The sequence below is a fragment of the Kribbella sp. NPDC004138 genome (assembly GCF_053603655.1).
In genome coordinates, this window is the sequence record NZ_JBSGFZ010000002.1 from 399,153 (window position 1) to 424,954 (window position 25,802).

The 25,802-nt window shown below is 69.9% G+C and carries 25 protein-coding genes; 6 read left to right on the forward strand and 19 right to left on the reverse strand.

Annotation, left to right across the window (positions count from 1 at the left end):
* Positions 1–10: 10 nt before the first annotated feature.
* A complete protein-coding gene (locus ACWEOO_RS04045; protein WP_452141685.1) occupies positions 11–772 on the reverse strand; it encodes a phytanoyl-CoA dioxygenase family protein in 762 nt (253 codons plus the stop codon).
* A gap of 120 nt (positions 773–892) precedes the next feature.
* Between ACWEOO_RS04045 and ACWEOO_RS04050 the strand changes: the two genes are divergently transcribed.
* Both ACWEOO_RS04050 and ACWEOO_RS04055 read left to right on the forward strand, forming a co-directional pair.
* On the forward strand, positions 893–1,540 hold the full coding sequence (locus tag ACWEOO_RS04050) for an AraC family transcriptional regulator (protein WP_452141686.1): 648 nt from the start codon (positions 893–895) through the stop codon (positions 1,538–1,540).
* Positions 1,541–1,555: 15 nt separating this feature from the next.
* Complete coding sequence (locus tag ACWEOO_RS04055; protein ID WP_452141687.1) at positions 1,556–2,104, forward strand: NUDIX hydrolase family protein; 549 nt, start codon at positions 1,556–1,558, stop codon at positions 2,102–2,104.
* A gap of 70 nt (positions 2,105–2,174) precedes the next feature.
* On the opposite strand, the gene ACWEOO_RS04060 is transcribed toward ACWEOO_RS04055, so the two are convergent.
* Positions 2,175–2,903 (reverse strand): SDR family oxidoreductase, encoded by a 729-nt coding sequence (locus ACWEOO_RS04060; protein WP_452141688.1) that lies wholly within the window; start codon positions 2,901–2,903, stop codon positions 2,175–2,177.
* A gap of 101 nt (positions 2,904–3,004) precedes the next feature.
* Here ACWEOO_RS04060 and ACWEOO_RS04065 point away from each other — a divergent pair, with 101 nt between their 5' ends.
* Together ACWEOO_RS04065 and ACWEOO_RS04070 are read left to right on the forward strand one after the other, a co-directional pair.
* On the forward strand, positions 3,005–3,847 hold the full coding sequence (locus ACWEOO_RS04065) for a helix-turn-helix transcriptional regulator (protein WP_452141689.1): 843 nt from the start codon (positions 3,005–3,007) through the stop codon (positions 3,845–3,847).
* 47 nt (positions 3,848–3,894) lie between these two features.
* Positions 3,895–4,644 (forward strand): glycoside hydrolase family 16 protein, encoded by a 750-nt coding sequence (locus tag ACWEOO_RS04070; protein ID WP_452141690.1) that lies wholly within the window; start codon positions 3,895–3,897, stop codon positions 4,642–4,644.
* A 68-nt stretch (positions 4,645–4,712) separates the two neighbouring features.
* Here the strand turns inward: ACWEOO_RS04070 and ACWEOO_RS04075 are convergent, their stop codons facing one another.
* From ACWEOO_RS04075 to ACWEOO_RS04085, 3 genes are all read right to left on the reverse strand, one after another.
* Entirely contained in the window at positions 4,713–8,045 is a 3,333-nt protein-coding gene (locus tag ACWEOO_RS04075) for a CARDB domain-containing protein (RefSeq protein ID WP_452141691.1), read from the reverse strand.
* 194 nt (positions 8,046–8,239) lie between these two features.
* On the reverse strand, positions 8,240–10,030 hold the full coding sequence (locus ACWEOO_RS04080) for a DEAD/DEAH box helicase (RefSeq protein ID WP_363711405.1): 1,791 nt from the start codon (positions 10,028–10,030) through the stop codon (positions 8,240–8,242).
* Positions 10,031–10,089: 59 nt separating this feature from the next.
* A complete protein-coding gene (locus ACWEOO_RS04085; protein WP_452141692.1) occupies positions 10,090–10,662 on the reverse strand; it encodes a Uma2 family endonuclease in 573 nt (190 codons plus the stop codon).
* Between the two features lie 121 nt (positions 10,663–10,783).
* Here ACWEOO_RS04085 and ACWEOO_RS04090 point away from each other — a divergent pair, with 121 nt between their 5' ends.
* Complete coding sequence (locus ACWEOO_RS04090; protein WP_355472882.1) at positions 10,784–11,056, forward strand: DUF3039 domain-containing protein; 273 nt, start codon at positions 10,784–10,786, stop codon at positions 11,054–11,056.
* Between the two features lie 14 nt (positions 11,057–11,070).
* On the opposite strand, the gene ACWEOO_RS04095 is transcribed toward ACWEOO_RS04090, so the two are convergent.
* The 3 genes from ACWEOO_RS04095 to ACWEOO_RS04105 are packed head-to-tail and all read right to left on the reverse strand — an operon-like array spanning position 11,071 to position 13,460.
* The gene (locus ACWEOO_RS04095; protein ID WP_452141693.1) at positions 11,071–11,628 is read right to left on the reverse strand and encodes a YqgE/AlgH family protein; all 558 of its coding nucleotides are present in this window, start codon (positions 11,626–11,628) and stop codon (positions 11,071–11,073) included.
* A gap of 7 nt (positions 11,629–11,635) precedes the next feature.
* A complete protein-coding gene (locus ACWEOO_RS04100) occupies positions 11,636–12,016 on the reverse strand; it encodes a VanZ family protein (protein WP_452141694.1) in 381 nt (126 codons plus the stop codon).
* A 13-nt stretch (positions 12,017–12,029) separates the two neighbouring features.
* Entirely contained in the window at positions 12,030–13,460 is a 1,431-nt protein-coding gene (locus tag ACWEOO_RS04105; RefSeq protein WP_355697123.1) for an NAD-dependent malic enzyme, read from the reverse strand.
* A gap of 119 nt (positions 13,461–13,579) precedes the next feature.
* Here ACWEOO_RS04105 and ACWEOO_RS04110 point away from each other — a divergent pair, with 119 nt between their 5' ends.
* The gene (locus ACWEOO_RS04110) at positions 13,580–14,575 is read left to right on the forward strand and encodes a LacI family DNA-binding transcriptional regulator (RefSeq protein WP_452141695.1); all 996 of its coding nucleotides are present in this window, start codon (positions 13,580–13,582) and stop codon (positions 14,573–14,575) included.
* Between the two features lie 137 nt (positions 14,576–14,712).
* Here the strand turns inward: ACWEOO_RS04110 and ACWEOO_RS04115 are convergent, their stop codons facing one another.
* The 11 genes from ACWEOO_RS04115 to ACWEOO_RS04165 all read right to left on the reverse strand — a co-directional run bounded on the left by ACWEOO_RS04115 (position 14,713) and on the right by ACWEOO_RS04165 (position 25,668).
* Positions 14,713–15,720 (reverse strand): substrate-binding domain-containing protein, encoded by a 1,008-nt coding sequence (locus ACWEOO_RS04115; protein ID WP_452141696.1) that lies wholly within the window; start codon positions 15,718–15,720, stop codon positions 14,713–14,715.
* A 13-nt stretch (positions 15,721–15,733) separates the two neighbouring features.
* Positions 15,734–16,768, reverse strand: coding sequence for an ABC transporter permease (locus ACWEOO_RS04120; RefSeq protein ID WP_363711389.1), 1,035 nt, complete (start codon positions 16,766–16,768; stop codon positions 15,734–15,736).
* A complete protein-coding gene (locus tag ACWEOO_RS04125) occupies positions 16,765–18,300 on the reverse strand; it encodes a sugar ABC transporter ATP-binding protein (RefSeq protein WP_452141697.1) in 1,536 nt (511 codons plus the stop codon). The genes ACWEOO_RS04120 and ACWEOO_RS04125 overlap by 4 nt, the downstream gene beginning before the upstream one ends.
* A 266-nt stretch (positions 18,301–18,566) precedes the next feature.
* Positions 18,567–20,069, reverse strand: coding sequence for an ABC transporter substrate-binding protein (locus tag ACWEOO_RS04130; RefSeq protein ID WP_452141698.1), 1,503 nt, complete (start codon positions 20,067–20,069; stop codon positions 18,567–18,569).
* Between the two features lie 11 nt (positions 20,070–20,080).
* Positions 20,081–20,842: a hypothetical protein gene (locus tag ACWEOO_RS04135; RefSeq protein WP_452141699.1), complete on the reverse strand. Its 762-nt coding sequence runs from the start codon at positions 20,840–20,842 to the stop codon at positions 20,081–20,083.
* On the reverse strand, positions 20,839–21,498 hold the full coding sequence (locus ACWEOO_RS04140) for a histidine phosphatase family protein (RefSeq protein WP_452141700.1): 660 nt from the start codon (positions 21,496–21,498) through the stop codon (positions 20,839–20,841). Before ACWEOO_RS04140 ends, ACWEOO_RS04135 begins: the two co-directional genes overlap by 4 nt.
* Complete coding sequence (locus tag ACWEOO_RS04145) at positions 21,495–22,499, reverse strand: ABC transporter ATP-binding protein (RefSeq protein WP_452141701.1); 1,005 nt, start codon at positions 22,497–22,499, stop codon at positions 21,495–21,497. Before ACWEOO_RS04145 ends, ACWEOO_RS04140 begins: the two co-directional genes overlap by 4 nt.
* Entirely contained in the window at positions 22,489–23,472 is a 984-nt protein-coding gene (locus tag ACWEOO_RS04150; RefSeq protein WP_452141702.1) for an ABC transporter ATP-binding protein, read from the reverse strand. Before ACWEOO_RS04150 ends, ACWEOO_RS04145 begins: the two co-directional genes overlap by 11 nt.
* Positions 23,472–24,353 carry an ABC transporter permease gene (locus tag ACWEOO_RS04155; RefSeq protein WP_363711375.1) on the reverse strand — a complete coding sequence of 294 codons (882 nt, stop codon included), beginning with the start codon at positions 24,351–24,353 and terminating at the stop codon, positions 23,472–23,474. Before ACWEOO_RS04155 ends, ACWEOO_RS04150 begins: the two co-directional genes overlap by 1 nt.
* A 2-nt stretch (positions 24,354–24,355) precedes the next feature.
* Positions 24,356–25,282: a nickel ABC transporter permease gene (gene nikB, locus ACWEOO_RS04160; RefSeq protein WP_359936613.1), complete on the reverse strand. Its 927-nt coding sequence runs from the start codon at positions 25,280–25,282 to the stop codon at positions 24,356–24,358.
* Positions 25,282–25,668 (reverse strand): hypothetical protein, encoded by a 387-nt coding sequence (locus tag ACWEOO_RS04165; protein WP_452141703.1) that lies wholly within the window; start codon positions 25,666–25,668, stop codon positions 25,282–25,284. The genes nikB and ACWEOO_RS04165 overlap by 1 nt, the downstream gene beginning before the upstream one ends.
* Positions 25,669–25,802 lie beyond the last annotated feature (134 nt).

The following is a 25,802-nucleotide window of genomic DNA, read 5'->3' on the forward strand; positions in this document are numbered from 1 at the left end:
CGTGAAAAAATCAGACAGCCGGGAAGAGCTCGTGCTCGAGCGGTTCGCCGACGGTCAGGCCGACGCCGTCGGTCACCACGTGGCCGGCGCCGGTGTACGTCGCCGCCGCGTCGATGTAGATCGCCACGTGCGCGATCCGCGGGTCGTCGGTGAAGTTCGGCGTCGCGGAGTGCGCCAGGTAGGCGTTGTGGAAGGTGCAGTCGCCGGCCTGCAGCGGGATCGTCAGCCGCTCCTCCCAGCGCAGGTCCGGTGCGGCGCGGAACATGTCCTCGTGGTCGGACAGGTCCTGGCTGCGCAGGTCCTGGTGATGCTGCGAGCCCGGGATGAACGTCATGCAGCCGCGCTCCACCGGTACGTCGACGAGCGCGACCCAGGCCGACAGCGAGGCCCGCGAACCGGCGTGCGGCCAGTACGGCGCGTCCTGGTGGAACTCGGTCGCGGCGCCGTTGTGCGGCGGCTTGATCAGCAGCTGGTCGTGCCAGATCCGCAGCGGTACGCCGGCCAGCGCGGTCGCCGCCGCGGCGAGTCGCGGATCCAGCGTGAGCTCCCGCAGGACGTCGTTCTGCCGCCAGACGTTGACGTACTGGTTGAAGATCTTCGACTCCTTGAACAGGTCGTCGGCGTTAGCGGTCCACTCCGCCGCGGCTGCGGCGAACCGGGCCGCCTCGTCGCGGCCGATGATGTTCCGGATCCGGACGACGCCGTCGCGGCGGTAGGCGGAAATGATCTCTTCGTCGAGCACCGCGGGTGCCGTAGGGTCGGTCGTGGTCATCGAGGGCTCCTCGGATTCCGTCGTACTGGAGGGTGTTTCCAGGGTCGCGGACCCGCGGCCGCGCCGACAGGACGAGGTTGACCGCCAGTTGACCAGAATTCACCTCCTGGGAGGTTGGTCGTGCACAACGTGCTGAGCAGTGCGGTCTTCCCGGACCTGAGGCTGCCGGTCGCCGGCGAACGGATCGAGCTGGTCGCGGACGTCGCGGTGCACAGCCACGCGTTCTTCGAGATCGCGGTGGTCGTCGCCGGGCGGGGCACGCATGTGTCGGCCGGCGGCGAGGTCCAGCTCGCGCCGGACTCGGTGGTGGTGATCCGCCCGGGCGAGTGGCACGGGTACGTCGACTGTCAGGGCATGGTCGTCCGCAACGCCTATCTGGGGCCGGACGTGTTCGCCCTCCTCTCCGGCGCGCTGATCCCCGCAACCACGGGCATGCGGCCGGCACCGCACCCCGCGGTGCAGCACGCGATGCGTCTCCTGGAGTCCGACCTCGCCGCGCCCTGGACGCTCGAACAGCTCGGGGCAGCCGTCAACCTCGCGCCCGGCTACCTGATCCGCCTCTTCGGCACCTCCGTCGGCATGTCCCCGATGGCGTACCTGAACCGCGTCCGCGCCGAACGCGCCGCCGGCCTCCTGATCGAGACCGAGCTCCCGATCAGCACCATCGGCGCGCTCGTCGGCTGGCACGACCCGAGCCACGCGACCCGCAGATTCCGCTCGACATTCGGACTCAGCCCCTCCCGGTACCGGTCCGCTTTCAGACCGTAAGCGAAGATGTCCCCCATGAGTTCGTCGCTGCGTACGCCTGACCCGAATCCCGGCTGGCTCTCCGAGTTCGCGCTCGCGGAGACCCGCTCGCGGGTACCGATCCTGTACGTCGAGGCCGTTCCGGCGCGCGTCGACCCGTCCGGCCGGATCGAGCACATCGGGGTGCTGCTCCGGACGTCCGCCGCGACCGGCGAGATCACCCGCACACTGGTCTCGGGGCGCGTCCTGCACAACGAGTCGATCCGCGACGCGCTGCAGCGCAACATCGAGAAGGACCTCGGGCCGGCCGCCTTCCCGCGGCTCCCCGCCACGCTGGTCCCGGTCACGGTCGCGGAGTACTTCCCGTTCCCCGGCATGACCCCGCTGCACGACCCGCGCCAGCACGCGGTCGCCCTGGTGTACGTCGTACCGGTCACCGGTGAGTGCAACCCGCGCCAGGACGCGCTCGAACTCACCTGGCTGACCCCGGAGGAGACGCTGGCCCCGAGCCTCCTCAACGACATGGAGGGCGGCCGGGGACAGCTGCTCAAGCAGGCTCTCGCCTGGTCCGGCGCCATCGTCTGACGACCGCCCCGCACCACGGCCATCTCAGGGGCCGGCCCCGGAGGTGTGCAGTTGGCGGGAAGGCGGCCGCTCACCAGGGAAGGCGGCCTTCCTGGGCGTAGACGTGGCCAGTCGGGCCGTCCGGGCCGAGCGTCGCGAGCTCGACCGCGACGGCCGCACCCTGCGCCGGGGTGCGCGCCGCGGTCCAGCCGCCCATGTCGGTCGCGCAGTTGCCGGGGTCGGCGGCGTTCACCAGGATGCCGCTGCCGCGCAACTCGTTGGCGAGCATGACCGTGACCATGTTCACGGCCGCCTTCGACGCGTTGTAGCCGAGCGTCAGCACCGTCGACATCCGCGACGCCGGATCGCCGACCTGCTCGAACGACGCCAGCGACGTCGACAGGTTCACGATCCGGGCCGCCTCGGCCTGGTGGAGCAGCGGCAGGACCGCCTGCGTGACCCCCACGAGCCCGAGCACATTGGTCTCGAACGCCGATCGCAGGACCGCGGCGCCGATCCGCGAGACCGCGTCGTCGCCCTCGGGAATGATCGCCGCGTTGTTGACCAGGACGTCGAGCCGCCCGTACTCCGCCGCGACCCGCTCGGCCGCAGCCCGCACCGACTCCTCGTCCGTGACCTCCAACTGGAGGCCGACCACATCCAGGCCCTCGGCAACCAGTTCCTTCACCGCGAGCTCGCCGCGCTCCAGGTCCCGCGACCCGGCGAGCACGGTGAACCCGGCCTGCCCGAGCTGCCGTGCGATCTCCTTGCCGATACCTTTGTTGGCGCCCGTGACGAGCGCGATCTTCGTCGTGTTCATGCCGTCAACCCTGAGCGGATCCGGCCCGGCGAGGCAGAGTCGGCCGAGGCTGGGATCGGCGGTCCCTGTTTGGCCGTGCGCGCGCCTGGGATCCTGGGACCATGGATCGCGACGGGCTGGCGGAGTTCCTCCGGGTACGACGGGAGGCGTTGCGCCCCGCCGACGTCGGACTGCCCGCCGGCCTGCGCCGCCGTACGCCCGGGCTCCGCCGGGAGGAGGTGGCGAGCCTCGCGACGATGTCCACGGACTACTACACCCGTCTGGAGCAGGGCCGCGGCCCGCGCCCGTCCCGCGCGGTGCTGACCGGTCTCGCCCGCGCGCTGCGGTTGTCCGACGACGAGCGCGATCACCTGTTCCGGCTCGCCGGCGAGCAGCCCGGTCCGCCACCCGGCCCGCCGACGGAGGTGCGGACCGGCGTACTGCGGATGCTCGCGCGCCTCGACGTACCGGGGCTGGTGCTGGACGCGAAGTACGACGTCCTCGCGTGGAACCCGCTGGCCGCGGCGCTGATCACGGACTTCTCCGCGCTCCCGCCGCGGGAACGGAATCTGCTCCGGCTCCGCTTCCTCACCGACCGGCAGGCCGACCTGTTCGGCGAGGAGGCCACCCGGGAGTTCGCCCGTGACGCCGCCGCCGATCTGCGGGCGGCGACGAGCACCTACCCGCACGATCCGGCCATCGCCCGGCTCGTCGACGACCTGCTGGCGGGGAGTCCCGAGTTCGCGGAGATCTGGGCGCGGCACGAGGTCGGGCGGCAGCAATCGCTGTGCCAGACGATCTTCCATCCCCAAGTCGGACGGGTCGACGTGATCTGCGAAGTCCTGGTGGTGCCGGAGCGCGACCAGCGCGTGGTGCTGTACACGGCGGAGCCGGGGTCGGCGTCCGAACAGGCGATCCGGCTGCTCGACGTGATCGGCCTGCAGGAGTTGACAACCAAGCCCTGATCAAGCGACTGTTTGATCCGTTGGTTACCGACGGAGAGGCTTGCCTGATGCGTAAATTACTTACCGCTCTGGTCGTGCTGGGGTTGTTCGTCGTCCCGCTGCGGGCCGCCGACGCAGCACCCGGCGCACTGGTGTTCGCGGACGAGTTCGACGGTACGGCGATCGACCGGACGAAGTGGGCCATCCACTCGAACGCAGAAGCCGACCAATGCCTGGGCAACAAGGGCAACCAGCAGCTCGAGTGGCACACCTGGGACATGCTCGCGGTGAGCGACGGCAAGCTGACGATGACGGCGCGGAAGAACAACCCGGCGACCGGGTACGAGTGGTCCGGCGCCCTGATCACGACCGGGCAGGCCTGCGGGCACGAGCCGTCGCAGTCGTTCGCCGTGAAGACCGGCGACTACGTCGAGACCCGGCTGAAACTCCCGGCGGACAAGGGATTCTGGCCGTCCACGTGGACCTGGAACGGCAATGGCTCGAACGAGCAGGACACCTACGAGTTCTACAGCGACAACCATCGGGCGCTGTATCTCACCAACCACCAGTCCCCCGGCGGCGGCTGCACTTACCAGTCGCCGACCGACCTGACCACCGACTGGCACACGATCGCCCAGCAACTCGGCCCCGACGAGACCGTCTGGTATCTCGACGGCAAGGAGATCTGCCGTCAGGGCGCGTACACCGCCGGCGCCAGTGACGCGCTGATCCTCGACCTGTTCGTCTACGGCAAGATCCCGCCGACGGTCAGCTCGGGGTCGATGCAGATCGACTATGTCCACGTCTACCGCCCGTAAAGGCTGAGGCCCAGCACCTCGTGAGGAGGTGCTGGGCCTCGGGGAACACCTGTCGTGCCCGGGTGTGGCTACTGCCCGGTGAAGGTGAAGGTGCTGCCGGGCTCCTTCAGGATGTCGCCGTCGCGGGAGTTGGTGATCGTGACGTTCGACAGGTTCGCGTTGCCGCGGGCGCCGCCCATCGCGAGGATGCCGGAGCCGTTGTTCGACTTGTCGATCTTCACGTTGCTGATCGCAACGTTCGGCATCTCCCCGCCGCCGGTCTTGAACTGGATGCCGTCGTAGGTCGAATCGTAGATCTCGGTGTCCCGGATGGTGACGCCGGGGATCGGGAGGTTCGACGGGAACAGCGTGATGGCGCCGAACTCCTGGTCCTCGTTCCAGAACACCCCGCCGCACCGGTAGAGCGCGTTGTTCGCGATCGTCGTCGTGCCGGAGAACGGCAGCGGGTCGTGGTCGGTGGCCAGCATGATACCCGGGTAGTTCATCGTGTCGTAGACCAGGTTGTTCTCGATCCGGTTCCCATACCCGCCGTAGATCGCGAGGCCGTTCGCCCGCCACGGCAGCTGGATAGTGTTGTTGGTGAACGCGTTGTCGTGGCCGACGTCCACCGACTGGTCCTTGACGTACTTGTTCGCCCACACCGCGAGCGCGTCGTCGCCGGTGGTGCGGAACGACGAGTTGAACACCTTCGAGTTCCGGGTGCCGTTGGAGAAGTTGATTCCGTCGGCGTACGTGTCCCGGATCCGCATCCCGCTGAACTCGAGCCCGTCGGCCGGACCCCACAGCTCCGGGATGTTGTCGTAGTCGCGGCCGACCCAGACCCCGACGTTCGAATGCTCGATCCAGACGTTGCTGATCTTGGTACCGGTCCCGAAGCGGCCGTTCAGCCCCACCCCGCCCTCGGCGTTCCCGTCGCCGCCGCGGATCCGGCCGGACCCGAAGATCGCGATGTCCGACAGTTGCACGTTCTTGTCGATGTCGAACCCGAAGTTCCCCTCGTGCGGGTGGTTGATCCCACCCGCGTTCTGCGGCTCGATCAGCGAGTACAGCTGCGAGTACCACATCCCGGCGCCGCGAATCGTGGCGTTGCTGATCCCGACCTGGTTGAACTGGCCCCGGTTCTGCGGGTCGTCGGTGAGGATCTTCTTCTCCTGCCGCCACTGGCCTTCGGGGATCCAGACGCAGCTGATCACGCCGTTCTGGTCGTCCGTCACCGCGCGCTGGATGGCGTCCGCGTCGTCGATCCCGTCGTTCGGCACCGCGCCGTACTGCGTGATCGACGTACACCCGGCCGGCTGGGACAGCGCCGGCGCGACCTGCTCGAGGTCGACCAGGTCGATGATGTAGTACGACGCCGTGTCGCCGGCGTCCCGCTGCAGGCGGAACGTGGTGCCGGCCGGGTAGGACTGGTTGAGCAGGGCGTGCGACTCGTCGAAGAGGCGGCGGGCGTCGCCGCCGGGGGTGTTGGTGAGACCCTCGGGTGAGTCGGTGTTGCCGTAGAGCCAGCTGTTGTGGCTGCTCAGGCTGAGCTTCTGCTTGAACGTGCCGTTCACGTACAGGCTGATCGTTGCCTGAAGCCCCTGTCCGTCGGCGGAGTCCGGGATCGAGTTGCGGACCACGATCGAGTTGGTCGGCACGGTGGAGGTGAACTCGACGTACTGACCGCTGGAGTTCAGCCGGACCGACTGCCGGCCGGACGACTCCGTGGCGAAGTTGGTGTGCCCGAAGGTCCGCTGCGCGTCGGCTATCAGCAGGGTGCCGGTGTAGTTGCCCGCCTCGGCCTCGTACGACGTGAACGGTACGGCGGCACCGCGGCCGACCACCATCGACTTGGTGAAGGTGTTGTTGGTTTCGTTGGTCTCGGCAACGGCGTTGCCCGCATCGGCCGTGGCCGTCAGCGTGGCGCCGCCGTTCGTCGCGGTCCAGGTACCGCTGATCGCGACGTTGGCGGTGGCGCCGGCCGCGATCGACGGCGCGTTGCCGTTGAGGGTGGTCGTGCCGACGACCAGGCGCGCCACGCTGGCCGCGGCGGCCGACGTACCGCGGTTGTTCACGGCGACCGTGAACGAGACCTGGGCACCGGGTGCCGGATTGGCCGGGTTGGCCGTGATGCCGGCGACCTGGAGGTCAGGCCCCGCGGCCTGGGCAACTGTCAGCTGGGTCGCTGCTTGGAGCGTGTTGTTGGTGTCGCTCTGCTCGACAACCACGTTGGCCGGGTCGGCGACGGCGGCGACGGTGTAATTCCCTTGCGCACGCGTCCCAGCGCTGGCCGTGACCGTGGTGGACGCACCGGCGGCGAGTGCCTGGACATTCGCGGTTCCGGCGACCGAGCCGCCGAGCAGGAAGTTGAGGCTGCTGGCCGGCGCGGCTGCCGAGCCGTTGTTCTTGACAGTCGCGGTCAGGGTGATCGGCGTCGACTCGGTCGGCGCGGCAGGTGACCAGTCGACGTTCGTCACGACGAGGTCCGGGTTGGGCGCCGCCGCACCGAAGACCTGCAGCTCGGCGACCTGGCCGCCGGGAGCGCCGGTGTTGCTGAACAGCTGCAGGCGAAGGTCGGCGTACCGGCCGGTGACCGGGATCGTCACCGTGTTCTGGTTGGCCGACGGGTCGAACTGGTAGTTGGTCCGCGCGACGGCCGACGTGAACGCGGCCGCGGACTGTTCACGGCCGAGGACCTCGATGCTCTGGGTGCGTGAACCCCAGACCGGGTCCGGGTTGAGCTTGACCACGACCGAGCTGAGGTCGGCGTTCGCGCCGAGCTTGACGGTCAAGGTCGACGGGAAGCCGTTCGACTCCCAGTAGGTGCCGGTGTTGCCGTCGTTGGCATTGGTCGCAACGAAGCCGAACACCGAGCTCGACGCCTCGATCGCCTTGCCGGCGGCAAGGTCCGTGCCGGTCGGGGGTTCGACCGGCCCGCCACCAGGCCCGGCCAGTGCGAACTCCGACAGCTGGGCGGCCGGCCAGCCGGTATTCGCGGTGAACGTCAGCCGCACGTAGCGCACCGAGGTGTTGGTGAAATCGATCGTGACGACGTTGATGCCGCTGAAGGTGTACGCCGTGCTGCTGACGAGTGTGCTGAACGAGGAGCCGTTCGCGCTGCCCGAGACCGTGACGGTCTGGGTGCGCGGCCCCCACGAGGACGGGAGTTTGAGCGTCACCTGGTTGACGTCCTTCGTGGCGCCCAGGTCCGCCTGCAGCCACTGCGGGAAGGCGTTGTTGCTGCTCTCCCAGTAGCTGTTCTGGTTTCCGTCGCCGGCGTTGCCGCTCGGGTATTCACCGAGCGAACTGCTGGCGGTCAGGGTCTTGGTCAGGTCGGCGGCCATGGCGGTCGGGCCCGAAAGCAGACCGGCGGCGACGAGCAGGGCGGCCAGCAGGAGCCGCAGAAGATTCTTCCGATGCATCGGGTGGTCCTCCATCGGGGGCGGTGGGAGGTTTCCGCGCTACGGAAATTGCGTGACCCTGGCGATTTCTTGCAGCGCGGGTATCCGAAGCTTGCAGCACCGGTCGCAGCACGTCAACACTTCGTCACGACACATCACCCCGCCGCCGGCGAACCGGGGCGGGGTGTCAGGTGCTGGTGATCAGATGCGTCGAGTCAGGCGCGGCGCTGGGTCGCCCAGTCGCGGATCAGCTCGATGCGATCCTTCAGCTGGATCGACGAGGCATGCGCGGCGGCCGGACCGCCGAGCTTGCGGCGCAGGTCGTTGTGGATCACGCCGTGCGGCTGGCCGGTGCGGTGGTGCCAGGCGGCGACCAGACCGTTCAGCTCGCGGCGGAGCAGCGCAATCTGCTCATGGGTGGCCAGCTCGGTCGGCGTCGGATCCTCGCGGTCACTCGTGGACCGCGAGGACTTCTTCTGCGCCGCCAGCGACTTCTGCTGGCGCTTGTGCAGCAGCTCGCGCACCTGGTCTGGCTCCAGCAGACCCGGCAGACCGAGGAAGTCCAGCTCCTCGTCGGACGCGTTCTCGCCGCCGGTCCCGTAGTCACCGCCGTCGAACACCACCCGGTCGAAGCTCGCGTCCGACCCGAGCGCCTCGAAGTTGCCCTCGAGCTCGTCGCTGGCGCCCTCAGCCTGGTTCGCCTGCTTCAGCAGGTCGTCCTCGAGGGCGAAGATGTCGCCGTCCTCGTTCGTGTTCTTCCGGCCGAGGACGTGGTCGCGCTCGACCTCCATCTCGGCCGCGAACCCGAGCAGCCGGGTCACCGACGGCACGAACACCGACGCCGTCTCGCCGCGCTTGCGGGCCCGCACGAACCGCCCGACGGCTTGCGCGAAGAACAGCGGTGTCGACGTCGGTGTCGCGTACACGCCGACCGCGAGCCGCGGTACGTCGACGCCCTCGGACACCATCCGCACGGCGACCATCCACCGGGAGTTGTCCTCGGAGAACTTCGCGATCTTCTTGCTCGCCGCCTTCTCGTCCGACAGCACGACGGTCGGCGCCTCGCCGGTGAGCTCGCGCAGCGTCTTCGCGTACGCGCGGGCCGTGTTCTGGTCGCCCGAGATCACCAGGGCGCCGGCGTCCGGCATGTGCCGGCGGACCTCGGTCAGCCGCTTGTCCGCGGCCGCCAGCACCGCGCCCATCCACTCGCCGGCCGGGTCCAGCGCGGTGCGCAGCGCCTGGGCGGTCAGGTCCTTGGTGAGCGGCTCGCCCAGCCGCGCGGCGATCTCGTCACCGGCCTTGGTCCGCCACCGCATCTCACCGGAGTACGACATGAAGATCACCGGGCGGACGACGTGGTCGCGCAGCGCGTGCCCGTACCCGTAGGTGTAGTCGGCCTTGCTCCGGGCGACGCCGTCGTGCCCCTCCTCGTACGTCACGAAGGGGATCGGGTTGTCGTCGCTGCGGAACGGCGTCCCGGTCAGGCAGAGCCGGCGGGTCGCGGGCTCGAACGCCTCGCGGACACCGTCGCCCCAGCTCAGCGCGTCACCGCCGTGGTGCACCTCGTCGAGGATCACCAGGGTCTTGAACCGCTCGGTCCGGACCCGGAACGCCAGCGGGTTCACCGCCACGCCCGCATACGTCACCGCGACGCCCTGGAAGTCCTTGTTGGTCTTGCCGCGGCGCCCGGCGAACGCGGGGTCGATCGAGATCCCGGCCCGGTCCGCGGCGTCGGCCCACTGCACCTTGAGGTGCTCGGTCGGCGTCACCACGGTGACCCGCTCGATCTGCCGCCGGTGCAGCAGCTCGGCGGCCACCGTCAGCGCGAACGTCGTCTTACCCGCGCCCGGTGTCGCGACCGCGAGGAAGTCCCGCGGGTTGTTGTCCAGGTACAGCTGGAGCGCCTCGGCCTGCCAGGCTCGCAGCTTGCTCGCGGTCCCCCACGCTGCGCGATCCGGATAGGCCGGTGGCAGGACAGCAGGGTTGGCCGGCACGTGCGAATCCACAGACAGCTACTCCCCCGAAGGTCGACAGTGTGCCGGGCAGGAAGGTTACCCGAGATCCGTTACGAGATCAGATCGGCAGGCACCACCGTCACGTCGTACGGACTCGTCAGCCGCGCCGCTTCATCGCCGGTCACCTTCGCGACCTGCACAAATGCGCCGTCCTGCAGTTCCCAGGCGATCAGGCTCGGCGTGTCGGGATCCACCACCCAGTAGGCCTGACAACCGGCCGCCTCGAGCCGCGAGAACTTCACCATCAGGTCGAAGCGCCGCGTGCTCGGCGACAACACCTCGACCGCCAGCAAGGGTGCGACCGGCAGATCGTGCTCGCCGAAGTCCTCGCGCGCAGCAACTACCAGATCCGGTTGCAGCACGGTGTCCGTGGCCAGGACCACGTCGACCGGCGCGAACAGCACCAGCAGCTCGGCCGGACAGGCCTGCTTGAGGATGTCGTTGAGGTTGCTGGCGATGATCTGGTGCCGGATGGCCGGGGCCGGGGTCACGAGCAACACCCCGTCGATGAGCTCGTACCGGTGCCCATCATCGGGCATCCGAGCGAGATCGGCCCTTGTCAGCGGTCCGAAGGGCTGCCAGGGCACCGCTGGTTGGGTCGGGATGGGTTCCACGAGACTCATACTGCCTCCTCTGGTCGGTCACGGCAGAGAAGGTGCCGCGATCTGCCCGTGGATTCCCCGGGATTCCCCGAGCTGTGGAAAAGTTCCTGGTCTGCTGGTGATGCGTCCTACACTCGGGGGTATGAGCACACAGCTGACCCCCGGCGCGGAGACGGTTGTCGACGAGCGGACGCAGACGTCGCCGGCCGAGCCTGGCGATCACGAGCGGTTCTCGCACTACGTGCCGAAGGACAAGCTGACCGAGGCGATGGTGATGGGCACCCCCGTCGTCGCCCTCTGCGGCAAGGTCTGGGTCCCGAGCCGCGACCCGCAGCGCTTCCCGGTCTGCCCGGAGTGCAAGGAGATCTGGGACTCCCTCAACCCCGGCGACGACGACCAGGGCGGCGACGAGTAGTCCCCCGGAAGGGGTTAGTTGAGCGTGGGGTCGTCGGGGTAGGTGGCCAGGTAGGCCATCTGGTCTTTCTGGCGGCGGAGGACCCGGCGCCAGAGGGTGTCGGGGTCGTGGCCGAAGACGTCCTCGGGGTGGGATTCGACGACGTACCAGGCGCCCTCGGCGATCTCGCCCTCGAGCTGGCCGCTGGACCAGCCGGCGTAGCCGGCGAAGATGCGCATCCGGGTGATCGCGCCCTCCAGCAGCGCCGGTGGTACGTCGAGGTCGATCAGCCCGATCCGGCCGTAGCACTCCCGCCAGCCGGGCGGGTCGGTGGTGTCGATGACCTCTGCGACCGCGAGTGCACTGTCGGTGCCGACGGGGCCGCCCATGAACAGCACGCCGGGCTCGTCGACCGCGGACGACCAGTTCGGCAGCACCTGGTCCACGGACAGGTCGGCGGCGCGGTTCACCACCACCCCGAGTGCGCCGTCGTCGTCGTGATCCAGCAGCAGGATCACCGACCGGCGGAAGGGCGGCTCGTCGAGCAACGGGGTCGCCACCAGCAGCGAACCGGTCAGGGTCGAGACCGTCATACCTCCATCATGGCGTACGACGGGTCGCCCGTGACCCCAGCCAAGCGCCCAGCGCGACCCCGGCCAGGTCGGCCAAGGCGTCGAACGGGTCGCCGTCGCGCTGCGGCAGCAGCCAGTGCTGCACCAGCTCGCTGACCACCGCGTTCGCGACGAGAGCTCCGAGCAGCCAGCGCGCCGGCACACCGACCTTGAGACCGGTGAACCCCACCGCCGCGAACAGGAAGCAGTGCGCGATCTTGTCCACCTGCGGCAACCCGACGTGCGGACCGGCCTCGCGCGGCGCGTAGACGCCGTACAGCTGCAGTGCTACCGCCGCCACAAAGGCGATCCGCCAGGCCCAGACCCGTACCCGCGACCCGGTGGCCGGCCCCGTCAGCGTAGAAGTCACCTGTCCACCGTACTCACAGCGCGGGAGCGTCGTCCGGGTAGCTCTCGTGCGCCGGAGCCTTGCCGCCGGCCGCCTCACGAACGGCGTGGGCCACCATCGTGTGCACCTCCGGGTGGAAGACGCTCGGCACGATGTAGCTGGCGTTCAGCTCGTCGTCGGTCACCACGCCGGCCAAGGCGCGCGCGGCGGCCAGCTCCATGTCGACCGACACCTTGGACGACTGCGCGTCGAGCAGACCGCGGAAGACCCCCGGGAAGACCAGCACGTTGTTGATCTGGTTCGGGTAGTCACTGCGGCCGGTCGCGACCACGGCGGCGTGCTCACCGGCCTCGGCCGGGTCGACCTCGGGCACCGGGTTCGCCAGCGCGAACACGATGGCGTCCTCGTTCATGGTGGCGATGTCGGCGCCGGTCAGGATGTTCGGCGCGGAGACGCCGATGAACACGTCCGCGCCGGCCAGCGCACCCTTCAGGTCGCCGCTGTACTTGGCGGCGTTGGTGTTCTCCGCGATCCAGCGCAGCTCCGGCGACAGCCCGTCGCGCTCCGGGTGGATGACGCCGCCGATGTCGGCGACACAGGTGTCCTTCACGCCGGCCGCGAGCAGCAGCTTCAGGATCGCCGTACCGGCGGCGCCCGCGCCGGACAGCACGACCCGCACGTTGCTGATGTCCTTGCCCACCACGCGAAGCGCGTTGTACAGCGCGCCGACGACGACCACCGCCGTACCGTGCTGGTCGTCGTGGAAGACCGGGATGTCGAGCTCCTCACGCAGCCGGGCCTCGATCTCGAAGCAGCGCGGCGCGGAGATGTCCTCGAGGTTGATCCCGGCGAAGCCCGGCGCGATCGCCTTGACGATCGAGACGATCTCGTCCGGGTCCTGGGTGTCCAGGCACAGCGGCCAGGCGTCGATCCCGGCGAACCGCTTGAACAGCGCGGCCTTGCCCTCCATCACCGGCAGCGCGGCCTTCGGGCCGATGTTGCCCAGGCCGAGGACGGCCGAACCGTCGGTGACGACCGCGACGCTGTTGCGCTTGATGGTCAGCCGGCGCGCGTCGTCGGGGTTGTTCGCGATCGCCAGGCAGACCCGCGCGACACCCGGCGTGTAGATCATCGACAGGTCGTCACGGTTGCGGATCGGGTGCTTGGCCTCCATCGAGATCTTGCCGCCGAGGTGCATCAGGAAGGTCCGGTCCGAGACCCGGGCGATCTCGACGCCCGGTACGGCGCGCATCGCCTCGACCAGGCGGCCCGCGTGCTCGGTGTCGGCCGCCGCGCAGGTGACGTCGATCCGCAGCCGCTCGTGGCCGGACGCGGTCACGTCGAGCGCGGTGACCAGACCGCCGGCCTGCTCGACCGCGGTCGTCAGCTTGCTCACCGTCGAGCCGCCGGCGGGCACCTCGAGGCGAACGGTGATGGAGTACGAAACACTCGGCAAGGCAGTCACGCGGGTGATCCTCTCACGTCACTGGTCATGCTCCGAGGTTACGTACGTTAAGTGCACGGCACACCTCTGGGTAATCCATTACTCGCCCGGCATACTGGTCGGTCAGGAAGGGAGCCAGAGTGCCGACTGTCAGCGACGTGGCCGCACGGGCCGGGGTGTCGACGGCGACCGTCTCCCGGGCCCTCAACGGCAAGCCGACGGTCGACCCGGACCTCGCGGCACGGGTACGGCGGGCCGCCGACGAGCTCGGCTACCAGCCGAACGGCCCCGCGCGGAACCTGCGCCGCCAGGAGGCCGCGGTGGTCGCGCTGATCATCTCCGACGTGGAGAACCCGTTCTTCACCGCGATCGCCCGCGGGGTGGAGGACGTGGCGCACGAGGTCGGGTACTCGGTCGTGCTGTGCAACTCCGACGAGAGCGCGGACAAGGAGAGCCGCTACGTCGACATCGCCATCCAGGAACGGGTCGCGGGCGTCATCCTGTCCCCGAGCGGCCCGGCGTCCTCGGTCGCGAAACTCGCCGCGCGAGGTACGGCGTACGTCGCGGTGGACCGGCCGCTGCCCGGACAGGACAGCGACGTCGTGCTCGTCGACACCCGGCTCGCGGCCCGCGAGGCGACGGCGCATTTGGTTGCCCAGGGCTACGAATGGATCGGGTGCATCGCCGGACCGGCCGGCGTCCGTACGGCGGACGACCGGCTCGCCGGATACCGCGAGGCGCTGAAGGCCGCGCGGCGGCGCCGGACGACGAAACTCGTCAGGCGCTGCGAGTACAAGGCCGCCGGTGCGCACCGCGCCGCGCTCGACCTGCTCGCACAGCCGGAGCCGCCAGACGCCCTGCTCGTTGCGAACAGCGCGATGGCGGTCGGCGTACTGCAGGCCATCCAGGAGCGCGGTGTGCGGGCGGGACGCGACGTCGGGCTGGTCACGTTCGACGACGCGCCGTGGACGGCACTCGTCGACCCGCCGCTGACGGTCGTCGCGCAACCGGCGTACGAGATCGGCACCGTCGCCGCCCGCCTCCTCCTGGCACGCATCGCCGACACCACCCGCCCCGCCACCGCCACCACCCTCGGCGCCCGCCTGATCCCCCGCGCCAGCTCCCGCCGCCCCTGACCCCGCCCGACCAGCGCCCGACCACCGTCCGTTTGAGAGGTTCACCTCGCCCGTTGCCCCTTCACCCGCTGCATGCGCGTGGTGAAGGGGCCAGTTGAGAGGTGAACCCCTCAAACGGACCACGGGCGGGGGCTCCGTCAGCCCGTCGGGTTTTCCTCGGCGTAGATCTGGGCCGCGTTGGTGGGGTCGATCAGGCGGGTCGGGAGGATCTGGGACTTCTCGATGGTGCCGCAGTCGACGAGGAGCTTCTTGGCGGCGGCGACGGCTTCCTTGCCGTTGGTCGGGTAGGTGAAGGTGGCGGACAGCCGGCCCTGCTCGACGGCCTTGATGCCGCCGGACGGGATCGGCAGCGCGTCGATGCCGGTGAACTTCATCTCCTTCTCCCGGCCGACCGCCTTCGCGGCCAGGTACGCGCCCTCGGCCATCGGGTCGTTGTGCGAGTAGACGACGTCGATCTTCGGGTTCGCCTTCAGCAGCGCGTCCATCTGCGCCTGGCCCTTCTCCCGCAGCCAGTCACCGCTCGCGGCGGCGATCACCTTGACCTTCAGGTTGCCCTTGATGCCCTCGACGAACCCCTCGTGCCGCTCGGCCTGCGGTGTCGCGCCGGCCAGACCCTTCAGCTCCACGACGTTGCCGCCCTGCGGCAGCAGCTTCTCGGCGATGTACTTCCCGGCCTCGCGCCCGATCTGCACGTTGTCGCCGCCGATGAACCCGGTGTACGCGTCGCCCTCGACCTTGCGGTCCAGCACGATCACCGGGATGCCCTTGTCGTAGGCCTTCTTCACGACGGCGGTCAGCGGCTTCGCCTCGTTCGGGCTGATGATCAGCAGGTCGATCTGCTGGGTGATGTAGTTCTCCACGTCCGCGACCTGCTTGGCGTTGTCCTGCGCCGCGTCCGCGAACTTCACGTCGAACTGCGGCACCTCCTTGGCCGCCGCCCTGATGTCGTCGTCCATCCGCTGCCGGTACGGCTCGGCCACGTTGGCCTGGCTCATCCCGATCGTGTACTTGCCGTCGGCTCCCTTGCAGGACGTTGACGAGCCCGGCGACGCGGCGCCCGAGGTCCGTTCACTGGTGGTCCCACAGCCGGCCAGCACGAGTGCAGCGACTGCCGCTGCTGCCAACGGAATCTTCACAGAACGCATGACGGAACCTTCCTCACGAGGCGGGGCGGAGTCGCTGCAGCGCGGCGGCGGCAACGATCACCAGTCCCTTGATCAGGAGCTGGATGTTGGAGTCGATGTTGTTCAGGGCAAGGATGTTGTTCAGGACGCCGAGCAGCAGCGCGCCCGCCACCGTTCCGGCCACCGAACCACGGCCGCCCGCCAGGCTGGTGCCGCCGATCACCACCGCGGCGATCGCGTCCAACTCGTAGCCGATGCCGTCGTTCGGGCTGCCCTGGTTGAGCTGGACGGCGTGCACGATGCCGGCCAGCGAGGCGAGCAACCCGCAGATCGCGAACACCGCGATCTTCACCCGGACGACCGGTACGCCGGACAGCCGCGCGGCCTTCTCGTTGCCGCCGACGGCGTACAGGTGCCGGGAGAACGCGCTGACCCGGAGGAACACCACGGCGGCGATCGCGACCACCGCGAAGATGATCACCGGGATCGGCACCAGCCCGCCGAAGGTGCGTTCGCCGAGCAGTGCGAACGATGCCGGCGCCTCCTTGGGGCCGTCGCCGTACGCGATCGCGACGCCCTGCCCGCCGGACCAGATCCGGGCCAGACCGCGGGCTATCTGCAGGCCGGCGAGGGTGACGATGAACGACTGGATCCCGATCATCGCGGTCGCGGCGCCTTGCAGGGCGCCGAACACCAGGCCGATCGCGAGCACGAGCACGACCGACGGCAGGAAGCCCCAGTCGTTCTCGACCATCAGGACGGCGGACCCGACCGCGGCGAGCCCGAGGACCGCGCCGACCGACAGGTCGATCCCGCCGATCAGGATCACGAACGTCATGCCGACCGCGATGATGCCGATCTCGGACACGGCGCGGACCACGTTCGCCAGGTTGTCGGCGCTGACGAACAGGATCTCGCCGTTCTTGCGCGGCGAGAAGATGATCGCCGCGACGAAGACCGCGATCAGCCCGAAGACACTCTGGAACCGGAAGAGCGTGGCGGCCAGGCTGCGCTGCTCCACCGGCCCGTCCTGCCCAGGCGCGACGGTTCGGTCCTGTACGTCGGTCATGGCATTCCTCCGACCTCGATTTGTCCCATCGCGGCGGCGAGCAGATCGCCTTCGCCCGAGTCCGCCGTACTGAACGAGGCGACGTCGCGGCCGTCCCGCAGCACGACGACGCGATCGCAGACGCCGACCAGTTCCGGCAGCTCGGACGAGGCGAGCAGTACGCCGAGCCCCTGCGCCGCGAGTTCGCCCAGCAGCCGGTAGATCTCGGCCTTCGCGCCGACGTCGACGCCGCGCGTGGGCTCGTCGAGGAGCAGCAGCTTGGGCTCGGTGAGCAGCATCCGCCCGAACACGACCTTCTGCTGGTTGCCGCCGGACAACGTGCCGACGTCGTCCTGCAGCCGCCCGAACTTCAGCCGCAGCCGGTCGGCCATCCGCACCGACGCGGCCCGCTCCCGGCGGCGCGCGATCACCCCGAGCCGGCCGTACGCCGGGAGGCTCGAGACGACCGTGTTGGCCAGGATCGAGTGGAACAGCACGAGCCCCGACGTCCGCCGGTCCTCCGGGACGAACCCGATGCCGTGGGCCAGCGCCTGCCGCGGCCCGCGCGGGCGGATCGGCTTGCCCTGCAGGAGGATCCGGCCCGTGTGGGTGCCGCCGGGCGCGACGCCGTACAGGGTCTCGAGCAGTTCGGTGCGGCCCGCGCCGAGCAGACCGGCCAGGCCGACGATCTCGCCGGCGCGGACGGTCAGCGAGATGCCGTCGGGGTCGCGGCGGCCGGGCCGCGGGCGGCGGGCCTTCAGCTTCAGGTTCTCGACGCGGAGCAGTTCGTCGCCGGTGGCGCTGTCGGGGGTCGTGAACATGGTCTGCACCGGACGGCCGACCATCGCCTCGACGACCTCCGCGGTACTGAGCTCGCGCGGGTCGAAACTGGTGACGATGCTGCCGTTGCGGAGCACGGTCGCGCGGTCGGCGACCCGGGAGATCTCCTCCATCCGGTGCGAGATGTAGACGATGCCGACGCCGCTCTGCCGGAGCTCGCGGATGACATCGAAGAGCCGCTCGACCTCGGAGCTGGTGAGCGCCGAGGTCGGCTCGTCCATGATCAGCACCCGGGCGTCGAGCGAGATCGCCTTCGCGATCGTGACGAGCTGCTGCTCGCCGACCCGCAGGTCGCCGACCGGCCGCCGCGGATCGAGGCTGACGCCGCTACGGTCGAGCAGCTCGCGAGCCTCGCGTTCCATCCGGCGCCGGTCGACCGTGCGCACCGCGGTCCGCAGCTCGCGGCCGAGGAAGATGTTGTCCGCGACCGACAGGCCCGGGACCAGGTCGAGCTCCTGGTGGATCATCGCGATCCCCGCGGCCTGCGCGTCGGTCGGTCCGCCGAACCGCACCCGCGCGCCGTTGATCGCGATGCTGCCGTCGTACTCGGTCACGTCGCCGGACAGGATCTTCATCAACGTGCTCTTGCCGGCGCCGTTCTCGCCGAGCAGCGCATGCACCTCCCCGGAGCCGAGCACGAAGTCCACCTCGTGACAGGCCCGCACACCGCCGTACCGCTTCCCGATCGCCGTCATCCGCACGAGGTCCGGCACACAACACCTCCGCGATTCGGGCGAGTAATCGATTTCCCGGACGCTAGACCGCGGCCTGCTGACCCGTCAACCCCTCACCACGGCAACGACCGGAACCGTGACCAAGCTTCCGTGATGCGCCGGTGATCGGGCAGCTGTTCGATCTGGGTGGAAGGTCGGGGCGGACCTCCACCACCCACCAACTCGTCCGGCCGACGCGCGACTCCGCCCGCGGGAGCGTGAGCTCGCACGGGCGGAGGCAGTTGGTGAGTGATGGCGGTCCGGGATCAGCTACCGGCGACGCTCACCTTCGCGAACAGCGGGCGGCCGCTCGGCGGCATCACGAAGCCCTGGACGCGGGAGCGGACGGCGGCGTTGGACGCGAGCTCGGCCGGGAAGATGCCGACGGCGTCGTCCCAGATCGTCTGGCCGGCCTGCTGGTAGAGCTTCGGGCGGGCTGTCTGGTCGACCGACGAGCGGGCGTCGAGGAGCAGCTTGTCGAGGGCCGGGTTGCAGTAGCCGTTGCGCTTCGCGGTGCACACGTACAGGCGGGCCAGGGTGTAGTCGGCGTCACCAGTGCCGGTCACGTTGGTCTGCAGGTTCATGTCCCAGTTGAGCTTGCCGAAGTCCTCCAGCCACTGCGCGCGTTCCTTCTCCAGCGGCTTGACCGTGACGCCGATCTTCGCCCAGTCCGAGATCATGGCCTGCGCCAGCGCGCGGATGTTCGGCCCGCCCTCGAGTGGCCACTGCATCGAGGTGGTGAAGCCGTTCGGGTACCCGGCCTCGGTCAGCAACTGCTTCGCCTTCGCCGGGTCGTAGGTGTACGGCGACAGCTTCGGCGCGCCGATCACGCCCTGGGCGAGCGGCGCCTGCGCGACCGACGCGAGATCGCCGAACAGGTCCTTCACGGTGCCTTCGAGGTTGAGCGCGTGCCACATCGCCTGGCGGACCCGCTTGTCGGTGAACGGCTTGCGGTTGGAGTTGAACCAGTCGAAGTAGTACGTCCAGCTCGGCGTGGTCGAGTACGTGATCTGTTCGCTGCCCTTCACCGAACCGACCTGGTCCGGCGGGATCTGGGTCAGCACGTCGACCTCGCCGTTCTCCAGCCCGGTGATCCGCCCGGCGACCTCCGGGATGTTCACGAACTCCAGCTTGTTCAGCTTCGGGGCGCCGTCCCAGTACGTCGGGTTCGCGGCGAGCTCGAGCTTCTCGTCGGGCTGGAACGCGCTGACCGTGAACGGCCCGGTCCCGATCGGCTTGTTGAAGAACCCGTCGGTGTCGACCTTGGCCGCCGGCCCGATGAACAGCAGCGTCAGCGAGCTCAGCACCGTGCCGAGCGGTTTGCTGGTCTTCACCGTCACGGTCTGGTCGTCGGTGGCCGCGAACGACGTCACCGTCGAGTACAGCGGTACCAGCGGACCGTCGAGCTTCTTGTGCCGTTCGTACGACGCGACCACGTCCTTCGCGGTGAACGGCGTACCGTCGGAGAACTTCACGCCGGAGCGGAGCTTGAACACCCACGTCGTCGGGTCCGGGTTCTCCCAGGACGTGGCCAGGACCGGCACGATCTTGCCGTCGTCGACGCGGACCAGCGGCTCCATGATCTGCTGGATCGCGGTCTGCACGGCCTCCTCACCGGCGTACTTGTGGGTGTCCAGCGACACCGGGAACATCGCCGGCGCGTACCGCAGGACCTGTTCGCCGCTGCTCGGCTCACTGGCCGGCGAGCAGGCGGCCACCGCGGCCAGGGCGACGGCGCCGAGCGCCGCCGCGAATCGCTTCCTCAGCACAGGGGTTCTCCTCAAAGCGTGTAGGTGGCGACGACCGGATGGTGGTCGGAGGGGGCGCGGCCGTCGTGGAAGAAGTCGACGACCTCACTGGACCGGGCGGCGAGCGGGCCGCGGGCGAAGATCCAGTCGATCGCCTTGGGGGGTGAGGCGAGCGGTGACAACCGGGTCCCGATCGGACCGGTCGCGACCGTCGGCACCACCGGATGGGTCACCGGTGAGTGCCGGCCGAGGGCGGTGAAGCTGTCCAGGAACCCGGCGTTGCCGAGCTCCCACTGCGGTGGGCCGATGTCGTTGATGTCGACGGTGAACAGGCAGGCGTTCTGGCCGGCCAGCCGTTCGAGGGCCTCCCCGATCGCGCGGGCCTGGGCGATCCGGCGGTTGACGTGGTCGGTCCGCTCGTCCGGGTGGCCGGGCCAGGTGAGGTGCGCCGTACTGAAGACCAGCTCGGCTTCGTCCGGCGTGCGGAGCCGGACCCAGAACAGGTGCGCGTCGGGCGACAGGATGCCGACGTCCTCGGCGCCGTGCTCGACGTACGTGAACAGGTCACGCCGCCACCACAGGTTGCTCTGCGTCTCCCAGCCCGCGCTCCCGTCGACGCGGTCGTGATCGGGCAGGACGTCGTCGAGCAGCTTGCGGGTGACGGGCCGGAGCTCCTGTACGGCGAGCAGGTCCGGCGGACGGGTCGTGAACAGGCCGGCGATCGCGTCGCGGCGCTGCTCCAGGTGGAAGTCGGCCCACAGGTTGTAGGTCATCGCCACGAACGTGAAGGTCATCGGTCCGTCCCGGTCGGCAGGTTGTACGCCACGAGTCCGTCGAGGCGCAGGATGGTGAGAGAGCAGTTCACGGGCGGGTCCAGCAACATCTCGGCCCCTGGCTGCAGCTGCAGCGCCGACGCGGCCGCGACCCGGATCGGCCCGCCATGCGTCACCACCAGCACCCGCCGCCCACGCCCGCCGACCCGCGCCCCTGCGTCCGCATCCACCTCGCCTCGCGCACCATCGAGCGTGGTTGCGTGATCGGCGAGCTCCGTTGCCGCCTCCCATACCCGTGCCCGCAGCTGCGCGAAGGTCTCGCCGCCGCCGCGGGCCACGTCTTCGCCCCGGGCGAAGGCGTCCACGACGTCCGGCTCGTCGGCGTACACGTCGGCGAACGTCCGTCCGCCCCAGGTGCCGACGTCGATCTCGCGCCACCTCTTGTCGACGCGCACCGGCAGGTGGTCGCGGGTGTCCAGGTACGGCTGGAGCGTTTCTTGCACCCGCTGGAGATCGCTCGCGACGATCGCGTCGAACTCGAACGACCGCAGGTACTCCGCGGCCTGCTTCGCCTGTTGCCGGCCGAGCGCGCTCAATCCGGTGCCTTGCTGGCCCTGGTACCGGTGCTCGGCGTTCCAGACCGATTCGCCGTGCCGGAGGAGGACTAGTTCGGTCACGAGGCGGCTCCGGCGAGTTCGGTGGCGAAGTGGCAGGCGGCGGGGTGCGACTCGAGCCGCGTGGTGAGCTCAGGTACGTCGTGCGCGCAGCGGTCCTCGGCCTTCCAGCAGCGGGTCCGGAAGCCGCACCCGGACGGCGGGTCCGCGGGCGACGGGACGTCGCCGCCGATGATGATCTGCTCGCGGGCGGGTTTGTCCCACGGCTTCGGGTCCGGTACGGCGGACAGCAGCGCCTGTGTGTACGGGTGCAGCGGGCGCGTGAACAACTCGTCCTGGGACGCGGTCTCGACGATCCGCCCGAGGTACATCACCGCGACCCGGTCCGAGATGTGCCGGACGACGGACAGGTCGTGGGCGATGAACAGGTACGCGAGGCCGAGGTCGCGGCGCAGGTCCTCGAGCAGGTTCAGGACCTGGGCCTGGACGGAGACGTCGAGCGCGGAGACCGCCTCGTCGCAGATCACCAGCTTCGGGCGAAGGGCGAGCGCGCGGGCGATGCCGATCCGCTGCCGCTGGCCGCCGGAGAACTGGTGCGGGTACCGCTCGGCGTGGTCGGGGTTGAGGCCGACGCGTTCGAGCAGGTCGCGGACCTCGGCGCGGTGCCGGTTCCGGGGCACGACGTCGGGGTGGATCTGCCAGGCCTCGGCGATGATCTGCTCGACGGTCGCGCGCGGGTTGAGCGACGCGTACGGGTCCTGGAAGATCATCTGCAGCTGGCGACGGACCCGGCGCATGGATGCCTTGGGCAACGAGGTCAGTTCCTCGCCGTCGAAGACGACGCTTCCCGACCGCGCCTTCTCCAGCCCGAGGACGGTCCGTGCCACGGTCGACTTCCCCGACCCCGACTCCCCCACCAGCCCCAGCGTCCCGCCGGCCGGGATGTCGAAGGACACCCCGGCGACGGCCTGGATCTGCCCGACGGTCCGCCGCAACACCGAGGACCGCATCGGGAAGGAGGTCTGCAGGTCCCGTACGGACAGCAACGGAGACTCAGTGGGCATGGGTGAGAGCTCCTTCCGGGTGGTGGCAGGCGGCGCGATGGGTGGGACGGCCGGGGAGTTGGCGGAGGTCGGGCTCGACGTCGGCGCACACGGCGTCGGCGTACTGGCAGCGGGGGCGGAAGGAGCAGCCGGAGGGGAGGGACAAGAGGTCTGGTGGGGAACCCTGGATGGGGATCAGGCGGTCGCGGGGCCCGTCGAGGGCGGGGACCGACGCCATCAGGCCCGACGTGTACGGGTGGGCGCTGTGCTCGTAGACCTCGCGGAGCGGGCCCGTCTCGACCACGCGGCCGGCGTACATCAGGACCACCCGGTCGGCGACGTCGGCGACCACGCCGAGGTCGTGGGTGATGAGGACGAGAGACATGCCTTCCTCGGACTGCAACCGGGCGAGGAGTTGCATGATCTGCGCCTGCACGGTGACGTCGAGCGCGGTCGTCGGCTCGTCCGCGATCAGCAGCCGCGGCGACAGCGCGAGCGCCATCGCGATCATCACCCGCTGCCGCATCCCGCCGGAGAACTGGTGCGGGTAGTCGTCCAGCCGCTTCGACGCGGCCGGGATCCCGACCCGCTGCATCAGGTCCAGCGCCGCCGCCCGGGCCTCGCGCCGGGACGCCCCGCGATGCCGCCGGAACATCTCGCCGATCTGCGCGCCCACCCGGAAGACCGGGTTCAGCGAGCTCAACGGGTCCTGGAAGACCATCGCGATCTCCCGCCCGCGCAGCCCTTTCGCCGCCCCGGGCGCCAGCAGGTCGCGGCCCTCGTACGAGATCGACCCGCCGCACACCCGCCCGGCCGGTTTCGGCACGATCCCCAGCAGGGCCTGGGCGGTCACACTCTTCCCACTGCCCGATTCCCCCAGCAGCGCAACGGTCTCACCGGCATCGACGTCGAACGACGCACCGTCGACCGCGGTCACCACCCCGCCGGACGTGGCGAACTCGACCCGCAGGTCGCGGACACTCAGCAACGTCATCACAGACTCCTCAGCCGCGGGTCGTACCGGTCCCGGAGCGCGTCGCCGAGCACGCCGAGCGAGATCACCAGGAAGGCCAGCGCGATCCCCGGGATCGTCGAGATCCACCACGCGTCGGCCAGGTAGTTGCGGCCGTTCGCGATCGTCACGCCCCAACTGGGCGTCGAGGCCGGGGTCCCGAGACCGAGGAAGCTCAGCGACGCCTCGGCCAGGATCACGTGCCCGATCTCGACCGTCGCGACGACCAGCACCGGCGCGACACAGGCCGGCAGGACGCACCGCGTGACCAGCCGCCAGGTGCCGGCGCCGAGCGTCCGGGACGCGTCGACGAACTCCCGCCGCCGCGTCGCCAGCGCTTGACCGCGGGCGACCCGCGCGAACGTCACCCAGTTCGCCACCGCGAGCACGATCACCACGTTCACCACCGACGGGCCGAGCAGCGCGGCGATGAAGATCGCCAGCAGGATCGACGGAAACGCCAACTGGATGTCCGCCAGCCGCATCAGGACGCCGTCCAGCCAGCCGCCGAAGTACCCGGCGGCGAGACCGATCGTGACGCCGATCGTCCCGGCCAGCACCAGCGTGGCCAGCCCGACCGCGATCGAGATCCTCGCCCCCTGCAACATCTGCGCGAACAGGTCCTGCCCGACCTGATCGGTACCGAAGATCGCGAACGACCCGTCGGACAGCCGCGTGAACGGCGGTTTCAGCCGGTCCGCGGTGCGGGTGCCGACGGGGTCGTACCGGAACAGCCACGGCCCGATCGCCGCAGCCACGACGTACACCGCGATCACCGCGAACCCGAACCGGATCCGGGCCGATCCGGCCCTGGTACGACGGCGCACGGCCACCGGGGCCGGCACGGAAAGCTCGACAGTCAAGGTCAGTCACCCGCCAGACGGACCCGCGGGTCCAAGAAGCCGTACAGGAGGTCGACGAGCAGATTGATCACCACGAAGATCGTTGCCACCAGCAAGATCGAGGCCTGCACGACGCCGTAGTCGCGGCGCCCGATCGAGTCGATCAGCAACCGGCCGACGCCCGGCCACGCGAACACCGTCTCGACGATCACCGTGCCGCCGAGCAGCGCGCCGAACTGCAGCCCGACGACGGTCACGATCGGGATCAGCGCGTTCCGCAACGCGTGCACGAGGACCACGATCCCCTCGCCGAGCCCCTTCGCTCGCGCGGTCTGCACGTAGCCCTCGTGCACCACCTCGAGCAGCCCGCTGCGCGTCAGCCGGACCAGGATCGCCAGGAACGGCAACGCCAGCGTGATCGTCGGCAGCACGAGGTGCGCCCACGTCCCGGATCCCGCACTCGGCAACATCTTCAGCCCGCGGGCGAACACCAGGATCAGCACGATCCCCAGCCAGAACGACGGCGTCGACTGCCCCATCAGCGAGAACACCGAGATCGACCGGTCCACCCAGCTGTGCGCGCGGAGCGCGGCAATCACGCCGAGCGGAAGGCCGATCAGCAACGACAGCAGCAACGCGGTCGTCGCGAGCTGGATGGTGGCCGGGACCCGTTGCAGGACAAGGCTCATCGAGTCCGCGTTCAGCCGGAACGACTCGCCGAAGTCCAGGTGTACGACGTTCGCCAGGTACGTCGCGTACTGCTGGATCAGGGACTGGTCGAGCCCGAGCTGCGCGCGCAACGCGGCCACCTGCGCCTGGTCGGCGTCCGGCCCGAGCATGATGTACGCCGGGTCGCCGGGGACGAGCCGCAGGACGACGAAGATGATCGTGACGGCGCCCCAGAGGACGAAGAGCGAGAAGAACAACCGCCGGACGACGTACGCCGCCATCAGACGCCGCTCCGCAGCACGGAGACCACGCGCCGCACCTCGTCGACGGACCCCGGCTGGATCAGCTCGGCGCCGAGCGCGCCGGCGCAGGAGCCGTCGGCGCCGCGGACCGGGACGGCGACCATCCGCGGCAGCGACGCGACCGGCCGTGAGTTGTGGGCGAAACCGGACACCCGGATCCGCCGCAGGGCGTCGAGCAGATCAGGCGTGCCGGTCACCTGCTCGATCGGAAGGGCGGAAAGGTAGGCACGCCCGAGCGCGCTCCGCCGCAGCGAGACCGCGTGTCCCGGTCGAACCGGCGAGCGACCGCCGTCCCAGCTCGCAGCCTGGCCGACGTCGCCGCTCACGGCCGGGCCGGCGTCGCCGCCCGCCCGCATCCTGCCCACCGCCGCACCGCCGCGCGGCTGCATGACGCCGTGCGAGCTGCGTGCGTCGGGCGCGCAGGCGACGTCTGACGAACTTAACCCGAGAACGCACCGAGATGTTCCGGACCGCCACCACTCACCAACCCACGCCGCCG